The 17,445-nt window shown below is 38.0% G+C and carries 15 protein-coding genes and 1 tRNA gene; 10 read left to right on the top strand and 6 right to left on the bottom strand.

Annotated elements, in window-relative coordinates:
• Window positions 1–8: 8 nt before the first annotated feature.
• On the bottom strand, window positions 9–857 hold the full coding sequence (locus LY11_RS16550) for an NAD(P)-dependent oxidoreductase (protein WP_111634762.1): 849 nt from the start codon (window positions 855–857) through the stop codon (window positions 9–11).
• 253 nt (window positions 858–1,110) lie between these two features.
• Between LY11_RS16550 and LY11_RS16545 the strand changes: the two genes are divergently transcribed.
• The 7 genes from LY11_RS16545 to LY11_RS16515 all read left to right on the top strand — a co-directional run bounded on the left by LY11_RS16545 (window position 1,111) and on the right by LY11_RS16515 (window position 10,501).
• Entirely contained in the window at window positions 1,111–2,274 is a 1,164-nt protein-coding gene (locus tag LY11_RS16545) for a DUF6138 family protein (protein WP_111634761.1), read from the top strand.
• A 48-nt stretch (window positions 2,275–2,322) separates the two neighbouring features.
• On the top strand, window positions 2,323–3,435 hold the full coding sequence (locus LY11_RS16540) for an acyltransferase family protein (RefSeq protein ID WP_111634760.1): 1,113 nt from the start codon (window positions 2,323–2,325) through the stop codon (window positions 3,433–3,435).
• A 100-nt stretch (window positions 3,436–3,535) separates the two neighbouring features.
• Complete coding sequence (locus LY11_RS16535; RefSeq protein WP_111634759.1) at window positions 3,536–5,689, top strand: hypothetical protein; 2,154 nt, start codon at window positions 3,536–3,538, stop codon at window positions 5,687–5,689.
• Window positions 5,690–6,042: 353 nt separating this feature from the next.
• Window positions 6,043–6,609 carry a TetR/AcrR family transcriptional regulator gene (locus tag LY11_RS16530; protein WP_111634758.1) on the top strand — a complete coding sequence of 189 codons (567 nt, stop codon included), beginning with the start codon at window positions 6,043–6,045 and terminating at the stop codon, window positions 6,607–6,609.
• 55 nt (window positions 6,610–6,664) lie between these two features.
• Window positions 6,665–7,804 (top strand): alpha/beta hydrolase, encoded by a 1,140-nt coding sequence (locus tag LY11_RS16525; RefSeq protein WP_211321582.1) that lies wholly within the window; start codon window positions 6,665–6,667, stop codon window positions 7,802–7,804.
• A 203-nt stretch (window positions 7,805–8,007) separates the two neighbouring features.
• Window positions 8,008–9,144 carry a hypothetical protein gene (locus LY11_RS16520; protein WP_111634756.1) on the top strand — a complete coding sequence of 379 codons (1,137 nt, stop codon included), beginning with the start codon at window positions 8,008–8,010 and terminating at the stop codon, window positions 9,142–9,144.
• Window positions 9,145–9,253: 109 nt separating this feature from the next.
• Entirely contained in the window at window positions 9,254–10,501 is a 1,248-nt protein-coding gene (locus tag LY11_RS16515; protein ID WP_111634755.1) for an IS256 family transposase, read from the top strand.
• Between the two features lie 245 nt (window positions 10,502–10,746).
• On the opposite strand, the gene LY11_RS16510 is transcribed toward LY11_RS16515, so the two are convergent.
• Together LY11_RS16510 and LY11_RS26520 are read right to left on the bottom strand one after the other, a co-directional pair.
• Window positions 10,747–11,619 (bottom strand): WG repeat-containing protein, encoded by an 873-nt coding sequence (locus LY11_RS16510; protein ID WP_111634754.1) that lies wholly within the window; start codon window positions 11,617–11,619, stop codon window positions 10,747–10,749.
• 241 nt (window positions 11,620–11,860) lie between these two features.
• Window positions 11,861–12,058 (bottom strand): hypothetical protein, encoded by a 198-nt coding sequence (locus LY11_RS26520; RefSeq protein ID WP_146610861.1) that lies wholly within the window; start codon window positions 12,056–12,058, stop codon window positions 11,861–11,863.
• 307 nt (window positions 12,059–12,365) lie between these two features.
• Here LY11_RS26520 and LY11_RS16505 point away from each other — a divergent pair, with 307 nt between their 5' ends.
• Window positions 12,366–12,527, top strand: coding sequence for a transposase (locus tag LY11_RS16505; RefSeq protein ID WP_111634753.1), 162 nt, complete (start codon window positions 12,366–12,368; stop codon window positions 12,525–12,527).
• Between the two features lie 124 nt (window positions 12,528–12,651).
• Here the strand turns inward: LY11_RS16505 and LY11_RS16500 are convergent.
• Together LY11_RS16500 and LY11_RS16495 are read right to left on the bottom strand one after the other, a co-directional pair.
• Window positions 12,652–12,725: transfer RNA gene (locus LY11_RS16500), tRNA-Pro, on the bottom strand.
• A gap of 179 nt (window positions 12,726–12,904) precedes the next feature.
• Window positions 12,905–13,930 (bottom strand): GntR family transcriptional regulator, encoded by a 1,026-nt coding sequence (locus tag LY11_RS16495; protein WP_111634752.1) that lies wholly within the window; start codon window positions 13,928–13,930, stop codon window positions 12,905–12,907.
• Window positions 13,931–14,212: 282 nt separating this feature from the next.
• Here LY11_RS16495 and LY11_RS27190 point away from each other — a divergent pair, with 282 nt between their 5' ends.
• Both LY11_RS27190 and LY11_RS16490 read left to right on the top strand, forming a co-directional pair.
• Window positions 14,213–14,341 carry a hypothetical protein gene (locus LY11_RS27190; RefSeq protein ID WP_262510932.1) on the top strand — a complete coding sequence of 43 codons (129 nt, stop codon included), beginning with the start codon at window positions 14,213–14,215 and terminating at the stop codon, window positions 14,339–14,341.
• A 139-nt stretch (window positions 14,342–14,480) separates the two neighbouring features.
• Window positions 14,481–16,940 carry an outer membrane beta-barrel protein gene (locus LY11_RS16490; protein WP_111634751.1) on the top strand — a complete coding sequence of 820 codons (2,460 nt, stop codon included), beginning with the start codon at window positions 14,481–14,483 and terminating at the stop codon, window positions 16,938–16,940.
• A 26-nt stretch (window positions 16,941–16,966) separates the two neighbouring features.
• On the opposite strand, the gene LY11_RS16485 is transcribed toward LY11_RS16490, so the two are convergent.
• On the bottom strand, window positions 16,967–17,431 hold the full coding sequence (locus tag LY11_RS16485) for an Lrp/AsnC family transcriptional regulator (RefSeq protein WP_111634750.1): 465 nt from the start codon (window positions 17,429–17,431) through the stop codon (window positions 16,967–16,969).
• Between the last annotated feature and the right edge of the window lie 14 nt (window positions 17,432–17,445).

Genomic DNA, 17,445 nt, shown 5'->3' with positions numbered 1-17,445 from the left:
TAATTAAGTTAAAGATGTTTTTTGATGGCAATAAGATCTTCATTACCGAATTCTGCTTCCGCCTGCTGAAAAGTTTTACAAACTGTATTCCCTAGTGGAGAATCCAGGCCTTCTGCCTTTGCCAGCCTCAGATCTTTGGTCAGGAGTTTCAAAGCAAAGGCAGGATTATAATTTTCATTAATGATCAGTTCGCCTTTTAACTTCATGAACACACTACCCAGCGCTCCGTTATTGATTATAGACAGGATTTTTTCTGCTGAAATACTATGATGCTCAGCAAAATTAATCACTTCTGCAAGTCCTTGTGCCTCAATGGCTAAAAGTGTATTGATACTAAGCTTGGCAAGGTTTCCTGCGCCAATTTCGCCAATTAGACTGGATGAGCTTCCTAAAATGTCGAATAGCGGTCTGATACTTTCGTAGACAGCTTCTTCGCCGCCTGCCATAATCACAAGTTTTGCTTCTTCTGCCTGTTTTATACTTCCCGAAACAGGTGCGTCGAGATAAAATGCGCCTTTTTTCTTACAAATTTCGGCCATTTCACGATTAATTCCCGGAGAAACTGTACTCATGTTCACAATCGTTTTACCAGTAAGATCTGCAGACAGTATCCCGGCTTCCGATTTAAAAATATCTTCAATAGCGTGATCGTCAGTCACCATTAAGAATAATATATCGACGGTATTTACTAAGGTAAGCACAGATTGTGAAACGACTGCACCTTGAGCGGCCATAGCTTTTATGTCCTGCTCACGTCGACCATATACATAAACCGGATAACCTGCTTTTAACAATTGTCCGGACATGGGTTGACCCATTTTTCCAAGACCAATCCAGCCAATTTTTTTATTTTTCATCTTTATATGCGTTTAAATTCTTCTTATTATTTAACTGCTGTTAAGAAAAGTCTGTCGATCTGGTTAAACTCTTGAAGGTACATAATTACATTTTCAGCACTTAAATTTAATTGTGTTACATCTGAATAAAGCATTTTCCTTAAGTTTTGACATCCATGAGACATATAAATAGAATGTGAAATTTTCGCACAATGTTCGTGGAAACATATAAATTATAGTTTCTTTGTCAGCAGACAAACAGAACCGGTAAAAAATGGAAAATAAAAGAGATTATTTAATATTTGAGGATGTTAGTTCTGACTCCTCATTAAATGAATTGTTCGACATCTGTGTTAATTCTATATTGGAAGGAAAAGCGCAGGTGTCTAATACCCGCGAAGAGCCTGAGTATCCGACTTATGAATGCTTTGTTGTGAACGGACGGGAAATTTTAATAGATGCTCCACTGGAATATTATTTGTTTAAACTTGGTAATAGTGGTTTCGTATATGAAAAGGCAAGGGATTTTTCCGATACTATGCGGAAGCTATGTGGATGGCAGTGGCATGTAGATAGAGTCTTGTCTGACTGGGTGAAGCGGAATATCCGAGATCCATTTTTAGAACGTACTATCGATAATGATGGGTATGATCATTATAAGTTAAAACCCGGCAAATCTATTGGGCAGTTGCAGGAAGATTATTTGCGTTTTGCCTGCTATATCGGAGTGTGCTTTGTAAAATATGCTGGAAGCGAAGGCCAATACACTGCAAATAATATTTTTAAAATGGCTAAAGCAACAGGAAGCAATTTACCTGCAAAATTGAAGAAGCACGGTAGCGGTGAAATACCGGTAGAAATAAAACAATATAAAGACAATATAGTTTCCTGCGATGCTAATGATGTTTTTGCGACTATAAAAATCACATTAAAAGAGGAGAAAGAAGAAGCCTATCTGCTAGTTTTGAATTTTCTTTGCCGTTTATTAGAATTTGGGTTTCCAGGATCTTACACCATTACTTTCAAAAGCCCGGAAAAGAATTGGCTACCTATTAAGGGGTTGCAGAAAAAAGGCGTTCATCAGTTATTTGCAAATGCGGTAAAGTGGCCGGCACTACATGAGAAAATTGAACGTTATGCACGGCTTGCTATGAAAGAGGATGAATGGTATAATGATTTTGAAGCAGAGCATTGTGCTGTCCCTGGTAGCTTTGCGGTATTTTCATTAGGGCTTTTGGACGAAAAATATCAAGCGCTTATTTGTGATTATTTGACTATATGCGATGAAGAACATCAGAGTATACAGGGAGAATTTGTATTAGCATATATAGAAAAATATGGTTTTACCGAAAAAGGTCTGGAGCTTTACGATTTATGTGAAAAGAATATACAACAACTGCCAAAGAAACTATCGGTTCAATACGCAAAGTTGAAGTAGATCTGATGCTATCACCACATTAAACTTAATCTGAAAAGTATATATTAAATGGATACAAACGAAACCACTGCGACAACTCTGCAAACAAAACAGCATTTCGAAGTTCTCGACGGGTTAAGGGGCGTTGCCGCCTTAGCCGTTGTAACGTTTCATTTTATGGAATGGGTTTATACTGATTCCAGCAAGAATTTTATTGGACACGGTTTTTTGGCTGTTGATTTCTTCTTTTGCCTTTCTGGATTTGTGATTGGATATGCCTATGATGATCGTATCTCAAAAATGGGCATTCTCAACTTTCTTGTCTCAAGAATCATCAGATTGCACCCGCTGGTTGTAGCAGGATCGATATTAGGCCTGCTGGCATTTTTATTTGATCCGTTTGGGGGCCATCCCGAATTGTATAGTACCGGTAAGATCATATTGACTTTTTTTTGCTCGATATTCCTTATTCCTTTACCTGTGATAGCCGATCGTGGTTTTAACCTGTTCAGCTTCAATGCACCAGCATGGTCGTTGTTTTGGGAATATATTGCCAATATTGTTTATGCGTTTGTGCTTTATCGAATTGGCCGCAGCTATCTGCTGTTGTTGACCATACTCTCGGCCCTGGCTATTTGTTATATAGGTTACCGTTCCGGTAATTTACTGGGCGGCTGGAGTGGCCCGACTTTTTGGGACGGTAGCGTGAGAATATCGTTTTCTTTTTTAGCAGGGTTACTTATTTACCGTTCCAACTGGATCATCAAAAACAAACTAAGCTTTATCGGCCTGTCTATATTATTGTTGCTGGCCTTTATAATGCCGAGTTCAAAATGGAACTGGTTATCTGAACCTTTAGTCGTATTGTTTTACTTTCCAATACTAATAGCTTTGGGCGCAGGCGCTACATTAACTCCTGTCTGGAAAAAGATTTGCGTATTTTCAGGAAAGATCTCTTATCCGTTATATATGACGCATTATGCTGTATTATGGATGTTCGGTAATTACTACACCAGTCATAAGCCAGGGACTACGCAATTGGTTCTCATCGTTATAGCCGGGCTAATTTTGCTGGTTGGATTTGCGTACCTGGTCATGGTAATTTACGATATACCCTTAAGGAAATATTTAAGCAATAAACGGAATGAAAGGCTTGCTAAACAAAAAGCTGGACTTATTTAAAATATTCGAGTTGACAAGATCATTATCGAAGAATTTGCAGTCAAGTTTGCTTGCAATTGAAGAAATTGAAATAGATTAATCATGGAAAAAAGAATATCCTATGCGTAAAAATTTAATAGCTGTATTTGTAGCATTTGCATTTATATTGACGCTATCCAGTTTTGTAATATCTTATCCATCTGATGAAAGAAAACAGGAGAATAAGATGGAGAGCAAGATTGTTTACAATAAGACGAAACATAACTTAACGTTATCCTGGCCAGCATTTGGTTCTTCAGGAAATTATATAATCACCAGAGGCGGCAGTCGTTTGGCATCAGATTTTGTTTCATTAGGCTCGACTTCAAAATTGACGTTTACAGATAATAAGCCAAATGCAGATAAGTATGAAAACTATTATAAAATTACGCGTAACGCTATAACAATAATACTTTCGCTAGAGGGGCAGATTTTCGGTAGCAATATGTATTTCTACGATAGAAAACACGAAAAAGCAGAAACTGCACGGAATGAAATTAATTCGCAATTTAGTTCTATTGGTCTAAGCGGATCAAATGGCGAGTGGACTACCAAACGTCAGGCATATTATTTCAAAGCAAATGTTGATGGTCAAACTTACGATTCAGGTGGGGCAGGTTCTGCTTCATCGGCAGCGGCTAACTCCATAGAATTAGGGTTTTATTCCCACATTGGAGGTTTAGGTAAAGTGCCAGCAGATGTTAAATTGGGTTCTGTATTCACCAGACCTCACCTTTCGGGTGGAGCAAACGCTACGTGTACATTTTGGCGTTCTATGGAAAATGTAGCTGTGATGCGGGATTTTGCCTGGACAGTTTCTCAATCAACCAGTGCGCGAAGAATGCTGATTGAAAGCACTTCGAAATATATTTCAGATGTTGGAAACACTAACTTTTGGGGTAGCGGTGGTTTTATTGCCGACACGCATTATACATCATCCAGACCAAACTGGGGAGGACAGCAACAATGGTACACCAGAAATGCTATTTTCCCTTCAGGTTCCGGAGCTATGGGTGGTTCCTATAATATGGTTTGGCAAGGTTGCGTCAATCCTCCACAAGCAGATAATGCCAACTCTCCAATTCCTGCTACACCTATTATCAGAGAAAAACCTTTCCTTTTTATAGATAATGATGGCGAATACAAAGTATTTGTTCCAGCATGGCAAAAGGATAGAGTGGGAGTTTCCTGGTCGTCAACAGATATGGGGGAAGGCAAAGTTCAAGATTTGCTTACCGGCTGGTATATTGCCAAAGAAGGCGATACCGATGTAGAAATCAATACTGCGCTAAAAGCTGGCAGGAATATATTTTTCACACCAGGACATTATTCATTAAATGCTCCTATTCAAGTGAATAGAAAGGATGCCATACTTCTGGGTGCTGGTATAGCTTCGGTAACGCTGGAGTCTGCTGAGAAAAATACCTGGGGATGTATCTATGCAGACGACAAGGATGGAATTATAATTGCCGGACTTTTGATGGATTCATTTAATAGTACAACTTATCAAATTAGAATTGGTGAAGAAGGAGCAAATGCAAGCCATGCTGCAAATCCTATCTTGCTCACAGACATCACTTGCAGAGTAGGCGGGGTTCAATCAAAAAATATTCAGATACATACTTCTATGCAAATAAACAGCAGCAATGTGGTGGGCGACCATTTCTGGCTATGGCGTGCCGATCATGGTTCTCAACGTGGCGGTGATGCACGTTGGATAAGAGATAGATGTAAAAACGGGCTTATCGTGACTGGCAATGATGTTACACTTTATGGGCTGTTTGCTGAACACTATCAGGAATATGAAGTGTTATGGCTGGGAGAACGTGGTAGAACCTATTTCTTCCAAAATGAACCACCGTACGACGCTCCAAATCAAGCAAGCTGGAGCAGTCAGGGAGGTAAGGTAGATGGCTATGCGGCATTCAAGGTAGCTAATACTGTGAAAGAACATCATAGTATAGGAATGGGTTCTTACGCAGTTATCACAGGAACTGATGGGAAGGTGAATAAGAAAAATGGGTTTGAAATACCTAATAGCCCGAATGTAAAACTCGAAAAAATGTGTACCACTCGTTTTGCTGGTCCGGGTAATATACAAAACGTTATTAATGGAACTGGTGGTAGCACAGCAACTGGTGTAAAACGTGTAGCATTATACAACAATGGTGCAGGTATGCAACCTTACGACGAAGAATTTGATTTGCCTGATCGTGAATCATATCCTGCTCCATAACTTAACTCATTATCAGGTCACGAAAGAAGTTCGGATTTTTTAAAATCACTTCTAAGCAGGTTTAGAAACTTTAATTCATAAAAAAAGAGATCATTTGATCTCTTTTTTTATGAATTAAACTCGGGTGGCAGGATGCTTAACTCAACTCTTAAAATATTGATTGTTAATTGTATATCAAATAAAAATCAAATCAGGGAGCAGAATAGGGAACATTATTATTAAATACGCATTGCCTCAATTTAATGTCCGGGTTATTTTTTTTATCGTTGATTATCAATAAACTATATTCTAATTTAATGTTATTTATTATATTAAATATACAGACTTGTCTATTTAATATATACTTTTACTGTATGATCAAGCAGAGAGGACAAGTAATCGTTGATAAAATTCTGGATACAGCAGAAAGACTTTTTTTTAAACAGGGATATAATGTGACAGGAATCAACCAGGTGATCGAAGAGGCTGACATTGCCAAAGCATCTTTATATAAACATTTCGAATCAAAAACTGATCTGTTACTGGCTTACCTGCAGCGCACACATGAGCGCTGGTTTGATAACCTTGGAGACTACGTCAACAAAGTAGCCGACCCCAGGGAAAAATTATTAACGCTCATTGACTATCACCGTGAACGTCAGCTAAAGAATGGGTATAGCGGCTGTCGCTTTATAAAAGCAAATGACGAAGCCGGGATGAGTGACGAACGGGTATTAGCAGAGATCCAGAAGGCAAAGCAGCATTTTAAGGATTTTATAGCTGAGCTGGTGATTAATTCAGGACATCAAAAGCTTTTAACGGATAAAGAATTGACCGATCTGATATTCATGATGCTGGATGGAGGTATAGTAGCAGCCTCCATATTTAAACAGGCAGATGATTTACAATCGGCCAGAGCAATAATTCAAAAACTACTTTGAATGAAAAGAAATTAAAAATTAATAGCCAGATAAAAAACAATTAAACGGTATCACCATGAGTTTACGAAGGAATTTTATTAAAGCAGGGGCTGCCTTTGCGGCGTGCATGCTCATCAGTATTTTAAGTCTTGAAGCAGACGCTGCTCCAAACAACGATCAAAGGCTAAATTCAAAGCAAAAAGAACCAGTATTAATTTCGCATACATTTACCTCAAAGCGCACTACAACACATTATTGGGAAGCCGGGCCAGGCAACGGCCCATTGATGATCTTCGTTCACGGGTGGCCAGAGATTGGATTAGTGTGGCGTGCACAAATGGAAGCCTTTGCCTCCGAAGGATGGCGATGTATCGCACCTGACCTGCGCGGTTTCGGTGATTCATCAGTACCCACTGCAAAAGGAGCTTATGCTATCAAAGAAATCGTTGATGACATGGCAGAACTCGACGCTCACCTGGGCGGTAAAGCAGCAATTTGGGTCGGGCACGATTGGGGAAGTGTTGTAGCCGGGTCCCTTGCTGCACATTACCCTAAGATCAGCCGGGGGGTAGTACTTATGTCTGTACCTTATTTACCAAATGGCTGGGCATTGCCAAACTTGATACCGCTGGTTGACCGGGCCCTTTACCCCGCCAATAAATATCCGGACGGGCAATGGGACTACTGGCGTTTCTACCTGACCAATTTTGACCAGGCCGTGAGCGACATGGACGCTGATGTGCCGGCAACACTTGCATCTATCTTTACGAAGGGTGTTCCTGCTTCAGCCGGAAAATTGTCGCCCTCAGCATTAGTGACCGCTGATGGCGGACGTTATGGCACTGCGCACCGGGCACCTGCCACGGAGCCCGATTATACATTATGGCCGAAACCTGACTTCGATGCCTTGGTTGCTGCATTCAAAAAAACAGGCTTCCGTCCATGCAATTCCTATTATCTGAACGATGATGCCAATATTGCTTACGCTAAAACTGCGCTAAATAATGGCAAGCTGAGCCTGCCCGTTCTATTTGTCAATGATGAATATGAACCATTTTCGAATATTAATTTGAGTAAAGTTGGAAATCCTATGAAAGCAGCCTGCTCAAATCTTACTGTGATCGACCAGCCTTCGGGCCATTGGGTACCTTTGGAGCGTAAACACGAAATTACAGAGACTATACGCTCATGGGTTAAATTGAATGGTCTGAAGTAACAATTACAAGCGGGCACCGAATAAGTCACACTCTCCTTGATTTTAATATCAAGTGATAAAAATGACTAATAAGTATGCACTGTTCGAAACCGCAGTAATGGATCGTAAGTTGAAGATCTTTTAGAGAAACAATACCTGGAGGTATATTATTGAACCATTTAGGTGATAAATCCAATTTATTGTATCTTTCTAAAAAAAAATAAATGAAGAAAACCAAACTACTAATTCTAACCCTGTTTATTGCCAATTTCAGTTACGCACAAACCACATTAATGGATAGTTTAATTCAAAAAAACTACTCCACCTTTAAAAAAAACAATAACAACGCTTTCGAAGGTAAAGGATGGAATACCCTACAGGATGAAATCGGCAAAAACAATTCTGTGTTATTAGGCGAGTTACATTTCACGAGTGAAGTCCCTTACTTCACAAACGCGATTATCAATAATATTAAGTTTGACAACTATATTATGGAAATTGACCCATATACAATCAACACAATATCAACAAAAATTAAATCTTTGTCCCCTGCTGAACTGGACAAATTCCGTAATGAATCAGGTTCAGCTTTATCTTTTTTACAAGGTGAAGCTGAGTTTGATTTATTCAAAAACATACTTCAGCAGAATATCAAAGTATATGGAGCTGAACAAATTAGTTTATTTTCAGACCGGTTACTGCTTTCGGAATTGAGTAAACAATCCAAAAATGCTAAAGCAAAAGAAATTTATAAGCAGATGATCGCTAATTCTGCTGCTTATGACACAAAAAACAACACCACATTCTATTTGTTCTCTGACGATTGTCTGGCAAAAATGAACACATTGAGCGCCCTGAATTTATCAGCCAACGAGAAAGAGCAACTTGAAGCACTAAAATTAAGCAGGGAATTATATTTAAATCGGATTCATCGTTTAAGAATTCAATACATGAAACACCTGGTTCTTGAAAAACTCCCTGAATGGAAAGACAAGAAGAATCTTTTCAAATTTGGTGCTAATCACCTGCCTAAAGGAGAGAGTTTAATGGAAGTATTCGATATTGGCAACCTGGTTTCCAATATTGAAGAGGCAAATTACCGGAAGTCATTACACATTATGCTCATCGGAAAGGAAGAAGGTGAAACATTGGCTGATTTGGATGAATATAAATCTTTCTTAACCGTCGTAAAAGATGACAATTGGTATGCCTATGATTTAAGGCCCTTAAAACAAGCGATCTCTAAAAAGAAGCTTAAAGTAGAGAATTTAGAGCTGGAAAGAATTATAAAAGGTTACGATTATTTGGTTTTCATCCCAAACGTGACTAAAACCCCAAAAAGGGGCAAACAAGACCATTAAACCTATTTAAGAGCCGGCTGTTTTATGACGCACAGAGACTGTAAAGTGAACTGTGTCAACTCTAAAAATTTAGAGTTAAAATAAGTAATTTAGTGATACTTAGGACACGATGAAAAATAAAGAACCATTCGATTTTGAGCGCTTCAAAAATGAAGCAATGGAAGGCCTTTATCAAGGCAAGAAGATGGGTGGCACCGATGGTGTTTTCGCCCCAATGTTAAAGCATTTATTGGAGTCCATGCTCGAGGGAGAGCTGGATAACCATCTCCAGGAGAGCAAGGCTACTGATGATCCCAACCGACGTAATGGAAGGACTAAGAAAAATGTCCGCAGTTTGCAGTCCGGAGAATTTGAACTGGAAAGCACGCGGGATCGCAACGGTACATTTGAACCAAAAATTGTCGCTAAACGCCAGTTAATCATTACAGAGGAACTGGAAGACAACGTAATAGCGATGTACGCACGTGGAATGAGTACCCGCAATATTTCTGATTATGTAAAGGAAATGTATGCTATGGATATTTCTGCCACAGAGATATCCAACATTACAGATAGGATTATTCCGGCAATGAATGAATGGCGGAGCCGACCATTGGAAGCGGTCTATCCTTTTGTATTTCTGGATTGCATGCATTATAAAGTGCGCGAAAGTGGCGTTGTTGAATCCCGTGCGGTTTATAATATTCTGGGCGTAAATCGAGACGGAAGGAAGGACTTAATAGGTGTGTACTTATCAGAAAATGAAGGTGCCAAATTCTGGCTATCAGTACTCACAGACTTGAAACAGCGTGGTGTGGATGACATCCTGGTCGCCTGCATCGACGGATTGAAAGGTTTTCCTGAAGCTATCGCTGCTGTATTTCCAAAAACTCAGGTTCAGTTATGCATTGTTCACCAGATCCGCACCAGTCTACGTTATGTGCCAGAGAAAGATAAAAAGGCAGTCGTTGCTGATCTTAAGCCTGTGTATAAAGCCGTTAATCAAGAACAAGGATATGAGAAGCTCCTGGAATTCGAAGATAAGTGGGGTAAGAAGTATCCGTTATCAATTAAGAGCTGGTTAGATAATTGGACGAACCTTTCAACTTATTTCGAATATTCCGCAGAAATCAGAAAGGTGATTTACACGACAAATGCAATTGAAGGAATGCACAGACAGATCCGTAAAATCACCAAAACAAAGGGGGCTTTCACTTCAGATCAATCACTATTAAAACTCGTGTATCTAGCCTACAGGGACTTTTCTAAAAAATGGACGATGCCGATGTGGAACTGGGGCTTGACAATGTCGCAACTCCATATTAAATTTGGTGATAGATTAAAAGCCTTCGGCGACTTCTTCCTAGGTGGAGGCTGATCGCCTCCACCTAGGAAGAAGTGGTGTTGACACAGTTCACTTTACACTCCCGACGCACACGGCTTACTTGTGTGATTCATACAATCCTTTCAATAACTCTTGATGTTAAAATGATTAAAAACCCTCTAAACGTGATATTTAGAGGGTTTTTGGCAAGATGATTTACCTCTTGTTTAGTACATTGATATTCTATCTTCTTGTTACAGGCAGAAATAGTTTTATAGTCTTGAAGTATACATCAAATTTTATTTAACTTTTTTACCATCTTTATTGATATAAAATGTTTCACCTTTTTCATAAACTTCAATCTTACCTTCGTCAATATCTTTAATGTAATCATATTTTACAGGGGTAATTTCCAGCCCATTAGTATTGGTCAGTCCATATTTATTATCAAGTTTTACAATAATTAAGTTTTGTGATTGCAGGTAGTCGTATATTTCAATTTCATCATATTTTAATGGAATCAACACTTCTCCCTGTGTATTGATTAAACCACATTTATTATTGTTTTTTATTACAGCAATAGCGGGCAATTTATTATTATGGAATATTCCGATATTATCGAACTTTATCGGAGCCACTTCATCTCCTTTCTTATTAATCAAGCCATACTTATTAATATTTTGATTTCCAATAACACTAATTATAGTTCCAACTTGTGAAATTCCATTTTCATCAAAATCAGATACATGATCATATTTTATTGGAATTACTACAACTCCAGATTTATTTACAAAACCAGACTTACCTTTTAATTTAACATCGGCCATTCCGTTTTTAAATCTTCCAGCATAATCATATATAATAGGGACAATAATTTGTCCTTTTGTATCAATAAATCCATGTTTATCATTGATAACCGCAGCTGCTCTTTCCTCAAAGAAATTAGCGCCTTGTTCATATTTTAAAGGAATTTTTTCTATTCCTTCAGGAGACACAAAACCATATCTGAATTCTTTATTGTTATCCTTTCCAATTTTTTTTCCTACTGAAATCAGCCCATCTTCCTGGTAGTCGCTTATGTAATCATATTTTAATTTCCAATTGGACGATTGACAGGAAGCCATTTGGAAAAACAATGATAGTAAGGCAATGATATTTAACGATTTTTTCATCAGTATAAATTTTTGTTTTTTTTGTAGTGTTTAAGTTTTTAATGGTTGTTCAAGAGTAATCATGGTCTAATGGTGATGAAGCTATCATGTGCTACCCGGTTTTGTTGATTCCGGTTGGTGCTCTGCTGCTCATGATGGGTTCATTAATTAATTTAAATCAGTTGGGTGTAGATACTTGAGGTAGAAAAAGTTGATTAATGGCAGTTTTAGTATCACCAATGTAAGCTATTCGCGTTAAAGATTATCCTGATGCGTAAAAAATGTCCGCAATTGTCCGCAGCTGTCTGCAATTGTCCGCAGTTGTCCATGGGTTAGTCAAAGGGAAAATTATAATTTCATTAATCTTCATCCGGTTACGATTTGGTTGTGCCTGAGTGGTGGTCGGGATGACACCAGGTTGAGAACAGGCTTTAAGCATGGCAAGTCCATGTAGTTTCAACTAGTTGTTTTGACTTGGACTTGCCATGGACTCAGGGTACTCTTACCCTGGACTTACCCTAACGAGTACCCGGACAGTACCCGGCCGATATAGATCTATTATTAAGCTATTTTGAATTTATTTACTAACAGCCCGGCCTTGTTTCGGCTGAGTCATTCCCATGCAAATTGAAAGCTTTCAGCGCAACTTCCAGAGGCATAAGAGCATTCGTGAAATCAAAGACTTTCTGTTTAGCGTGTCAAAAATTTATGCTTAAAAAAGAGCCTGCTCCACAAGTTTATGACTTGACGGCTTTTTTGCTTGATCCATTGAAAATCACTATCAAACGATCTTGAATTATTTCGACAACAGATCTACCAATGCTTCTGCCGAAGCTTTCAATGCCAAACTCAAAGCTTTTAGATCCCAATTCAGGGGGGTGAGAAATATCGAATTTTTCTTGTACAGACTATCTCAGATTTACGCCTAATTTAATTCAGCCCCACAAGTTTTGGTATTGATCCAAGAATTCCGCTTGATCCAACTTTTGGCATTGATCCAAATATTATTGCATAAAAAAAGAGATCATTTGATCTCTTTTTTTTGAATTTAAGTCGGGGTGGCAGGATTCGAACCTACGACCTCCTGCTCCCAAAGCAGGCGCGATACCGGGCTACGCTACACCCCGAACTTGATCAACATTCCAGTTATAAATAACCTTCGTTGTTGTTGGGATTGCAAAAGTACAATAATATATTTAGTAAGCAAATTTATTTTGTTTTTTTATCATTAAATAATTGAAAAATATGAGCAGTAATCTATTGCTTTCTACCTAATCAATTGATTAATTGTTATTTGTCCATTTTATTAAAGAGAGTTTCTTAAAGTCACTTTAAAAGGGATTTGGATGTGTTCCGATGAATTACTAAGCAATAGCTCTGCAGTTTTTTCTCCCATCATCTTAAAATCTGTTGAAATCGTAGTAATTCCGTCCAGAATGATTTTTTTGATAGGGGTTTCATTATAAGAGATTACGCCAATATCTTTTCCTATCTGGTAATTACCCCCAATAATTTTTTCAATCAAGATAACCAGGTCATCTTCGATTAAATTAATATAAACTGATCCTGATTCAATCTCATGATAATCAAGGCCATTCAATATCTCATTGTCATAATTATAACGCTGACAAAAACGTAGAAAACCAAGTAATATTTTTTTTGAATAATAGGAATTCTGGGGGAAGATTATTTTTAGTTTATTATACTTTGATAACCTGTCAATCAACTTTTCCAAAGCAGAGAAAATATCCTCTTCAAAATTTTCATATACAGCCCCAAAATCGCCCGTCACCCCTTCAGCCAGTTTGTCCATCAATATTAACTTCTCTTTGGCGATTGTATCAATCAATTTATAGCCCATTTCCTTATTTTCATAGAAATGAGGAATAATTACACATTTGGCATAATGGTCTGCCTTATCCTGCAGCAGCTTCTTGAACACATTGAAATCATTATTATAGATATAAAAATCAATAGCTGCCTCAGTTCCCAGTGTTGCTGCAAAAGCATCATAAATGATCTTCTTGTGTATACTTAGCTTGTTAAAGAGCAGTAATACTTTGACCGGTCTTTGAAACTGGGTGTGGACAATAAAAAAGCCCTTTCCAGCAACAGACTGTACCAAGCCCATTCTTTTGAGTTCATTATAAGCACGCTCTACTGTACTTCTGGCAGTTTCCAGCGCATAACTAAACTCATTGATAGAGGGAAGCACATCATTTTTTTTGATCTGCCCGGACTGAATTCCCTGTAGGATTGAATTGATCAGCTGCAAATACTTTGGTGTAATAGAATACGCATCAATCCTTGCAATTTTCAGGATGTTGTTCATGTTTAATGACAATTCTTTAGACTAATAAATTTACAGAATTAGCACCCCAGCAAGAAATTTAGAAAAGAATTTCGCTTTAGAGAGATAGATGGTTTTCTTTAGTTACAAGAGTTGTTGCTGCCTAATCAAAATTATCAAATGATTATAATGTACTGAAATACAGCCTGTAATATGGTAGAAGTAACCTTGCGGAAATCTTATTCCGATTAATCCTTTAAGCACGATCCATGTCATAGCTATAGGTTATGAAATTAAATAGGTTAAAAACTAAAACACACAAAGATGAAAACATTTAGAAATCTAATGCTATTGGCAGTAGTAGCATCTCTATTAAGCTCCTGCATTGTTCAGGACCGTGGATACAGACATCACAGAGGTTATGGTGGAGGTTACTGGCATCGTGGCTATTAATCCATAATCAGCAAAAATAAGGGTGATCAGCGCCGGGCAAAAGAAAATATGTCCGGGCGCTGATCACCCTTTTTAAATATTTTAAACACTGCTGTAACCTTTTATCAAAAATGTCATCTTAAAGACATAACCTTTAAAGATGACAAAGTTAACCACTGGTATTTTGGCTTGCATAATCAGCCTTTTTACACTTTCCTCAGCAAACTCTCAGACTAATAACGTTACTGGTAAACTTAGCGGTAAAGTTTTGGATGAGAAACATATCAACCAATCCTACGTTTCCGTGAGTTTATTAGCTGCCAAAGATTCAACACTGATTAAAGGCTCTATTACAGATGATAACGGAATTTATCTTTTTGAACGTTTACCAGAAGGACAATATCTTGTCGCTTTTAATATGATAGGTTATAACAGAGTCTTTAAAGGTCCGTATACTATCAATACAGCACATAAAACTTATAACATTGATAACGTTGAATTGGTTCCTTCTGCGAAACAACTGAATAGCGTAAATATTGTTGCCCGTAAGCCCCTTATAGAAAGACAGATTGATAAAACAGTACTGAATGTAGAAAACAGTGTTTTGGCAGCAGGTAATACTGCGCTGGAAATCCTGGAAAAAGCACCGGGTGTGAGCGTTGATAAAGACGGAAAAGTTAGTCTGAGAGGGAAAACTGGTGTAACAGTTATGCTTGATGGCAAGCCTACTTATCTTTCCAGTGAACAATTAGCAAATCTTTTACGCGCTACAGAAGGGAATGCAATACAATCTATAGAATTGATCACTAATCCTTCGGCTAAATATGATGCTGCCGGAAACTCGGGGATTATTAATATTAAACTGAAGAAAAACCGGAACTATGGGACTAATGGTTCCTTAACAGCAGGTGCAGGTTACGGCAGATATTACAAAGCAAACGGCGGATTATCACTCAACCACAGAGAGAAAAAATTTAATGCTTTTGGTGAATTTAATTTAGGGAAGAACAAAAGATTCCATGACCTTGATATAGATCGTGTAAATAATACCGCAACAGACCAAACCTTTTTCAGACAGACAAGTGCGCAGGTAGGGCAGAGACAGAATTATAATTATAAGGCAGGTTTAGATTATTTTATCAATGATAAAAATACTATTGGCGTAGCAGTGAACGGCTACAGGGCTACCGGTGATAATAATGATACCAAAGTAGTAACCCTGATCGGAAGTCAGCCATTTAAAACAGATTCATCAGTTGTAGCCTCTAATCCAAATCAATATAAATATACAGGTATCACTTATAATGTGAACTACAAAGGTACTATTGATACTGTTGGCCAGGAGATTTCGGCTGATGCAGATTATTCAAGATATAGCGGATTACAGAATTCCAATTATGATAACACCTATTTAAATGCTGATAGTCAGCCTTCCAAAGCACCATACATCTTTAGAAACAGGACCCCGTCACTGGTTAAAATATGGGCTGGAAAGGTCGATTATACTTTACCTATCAACAAAAAGATGAAACTGGAGACAGGATTGAAAAGCAGTAAAGTCAGTACCGATAATGTCTCTTCTTTTGAAAATTTCCTGAATAATAACTGGCAAAATGATCTTACCCGCAGCGATCATTTCATCTATGATGAGAATATAAACGCAGGTTATGTAAATCTGAACCGTGAATTTAAAGGATTAACTGTACAATTGGGATTGAGAGCAGAACAAACAAACTCTAAAGGTAACTCTGTCTCCAAACAACAAATTTCTGACCGCCATTACTTTGATTTGTTCCCCAGTATTTTTGTAAACCGGGTACTTTCTAAAAATCATGAAGCTGGCTTTTCTTATAGCAGAAGAATTGACCGTCCAGATTATGAAGATTTAAACCCTTTTGTGTACTTCATAGATATATATACTTACAGTATGGGAAACCCCTTCCTGAATCCTCAGTACACCAATTCGTTTGAGATTTCCTACTCTTATAAAAAAACGATAAATGCTACCCTTGGCTACAGCCATACCAATAACGCTATTTCAAGGGTACTGGTTTCCGATACAGCAAAGAAAACATTATTTATTTCTTCTCAGAACCTTGCACAAAAGAAATCATACAGCCTGAATATCAATTCCCCTTTAACCCTGTTTAAATGGTGGACGACGAATAATAACCTGACCATTTTTTATAACGAATTCAGTACACCAAATCTTTTGGGCGTACCTTATAAAGGAGGTAAAACAGCTTTCAACTTTAATAGCAATCAGACCATCACTTTGAACAGTACCACAAATTTTGAACTGTCGGGTTTTTACCGCTCAGCTCAGGTAGATGGAACATTATCTGTAAGACCTATTTACGGTATTGATTTAGGGATCAGCAAATCATTTATGGAGAAAAAACTGAGTCTGAAACTAGCTGCAAATGATGTCTTCAACTTACAGAAATTCAGAATTACCAGTGAAATCCCGTCTCAGATTTATTCAGTGAACGAGAAAAGTGAAACCAGGGTTTTCCGTTTAACTTGCAGCTATAGATTTGGCAGTACCGCCATTAAAGGGGCACGTAAGCGTTCTAAAGGATCATCTGAAGAAGAAAGCCGTGTGAGATCAGGAGGATAAGCAAAGCCCAGCACTATAATTGCCAATTATAAAGGTAACCCGATTTCGGCTTTTGACTGCGAGATCACCAATGAACTATGTACATTACCAACATTTTCAAGCGGAGCAATCTTTTGACGAAGGAAAGCATTATAAGCGTGCATATCTGGAATGATAATCTTTAACATAAAATCATACTTTCCAGTAATATGATAACATTCAAGAACTTCAGTATAAGCAATGACGGTCTTCTGGAATAATGCCAAAGCATCCTCACTATGGCTGGTCAGTGCAATCTGTGGAAAGGCAATCAGGGAAGTCGTTATTTTTTCCCTGTCCAGAATGGCAACATATTTCTTAATATACCCCATTTCTTCCAGTCTTTTTCTCCGGTCAAAAATCGGAGAAAATGTTCTGTTCAGCTGATGTGCGAGTTCTTTATTGGTTAACCTCCCATTCTCCTGCAGAAGATTTAATATTCCCAAATCAGTAGGATCCAGATGCGAGTTCATAAATAGAATTATTG

The sequence above is a fragment of the Pedobacter cryoconitis genome (genome assembly GCF_003259615.1).
GTDB classification, from domain to species: domain Bacteria; phylum Bacteroidota; class Bacteroidia; order Sphingobacteriales; family Sphingobacteriaceae; genus Pedobacter; species Pedobacter cryoconitis.
Note: the sequence above shows the minus strand (reverse complement) of the source record. Positions and strands in the feature narration are given on the sequence as shown.

Bases quoted from the DNA above. Each gene is read 5' to 3' on its own strand.
- LY11_RS16510 (WP_111634754.1), bottom strand. From the start codon at position 11,619: ATGAAAAAATCGTTAAATATCATTGCCTTACTATCATTGTTTTTCCAA.
- LY11_RS16490 (WP_111634751.1), top strand. From the start codon at position 14,481: ATGACAAAGTTAACCACTGGTATTTTGGCTTGCATAATCAGCCTTTTT.
- LY11_RS16545 (WP_111634761.1), top strand. From the start codon at position 1,111: ATGGAAAATAAAAGAGATTATTTAATATTTGAGGATGTTAGTTCTGAC.
- LY11_RS16535 (WP_111634759.1), top strand. From the start codon at position 3,536: ATGCGTAAAAATTTAATAGCTGTATTTGTAGCATTTGCATTTATATTG.
- LY11_RS16495 (WP_111634752.1), bottom strand. From the start codon at position 13,930: ATGAACAACATCCTGAAAATTGCAAGGATTGATGCGTATTCTATTACA.
- LY11_RS16515 (WP_111634755.1), top strand. From the start codon at position 9,254: ATGAAAAATAAAGAACCATTCGATTTTGAGCGCTTCAAAAATGAAGCA.
- LY11_RS16485 (WP_111634750.1), bottom strand. From the start codon at position 17,431: ATGAACTCGCATCTGGATCCTACTGATTTGGGAATATTAAATCTTCTG.
- LY11_RS16525 (WP_211321582.1), top strand. From the start codon at position 6,665: ATGAGTTTACGAAGGAATTTTATTAAAGCAGGGGCTGCCTTTGCGGCG.
- LY11_RS16530 (WP_111634758.1), top strand. From the start codon at position 6,043: ATGATCAAGCAGAGAGGACAAGTAATCGTTGATAAAATTCTGGATACA.
- LY11_RS27190 (WP_262510932.1), top strand. From the start codon at position 14,213: ATGAAAACATTTAGAAATCTAATGCTATTGGCAGTAGTAGCATCTCTA.
- LY11_RS16550 (WP_111634762.1), bottom strand. From the start codon at position 857: ATGAAAAATAAAAAAATTGGCTGGATTGGTCTTGGAAAAATGGGTCAA.
- LY11_RS16540 (WP_111634760.1), top strand. From the start codon at position 2,323: ATGGATACAAACGAAACCACTGCGACAACTCTGCAAACAAAACAGCAT.
- LY11_RS16520 (WP_111634756.1), top strand. From the start codon at position 8,008: ATGAAGAAAACCAAACTACTAATTCTAACCCTGTTTATTGCCAATTTC.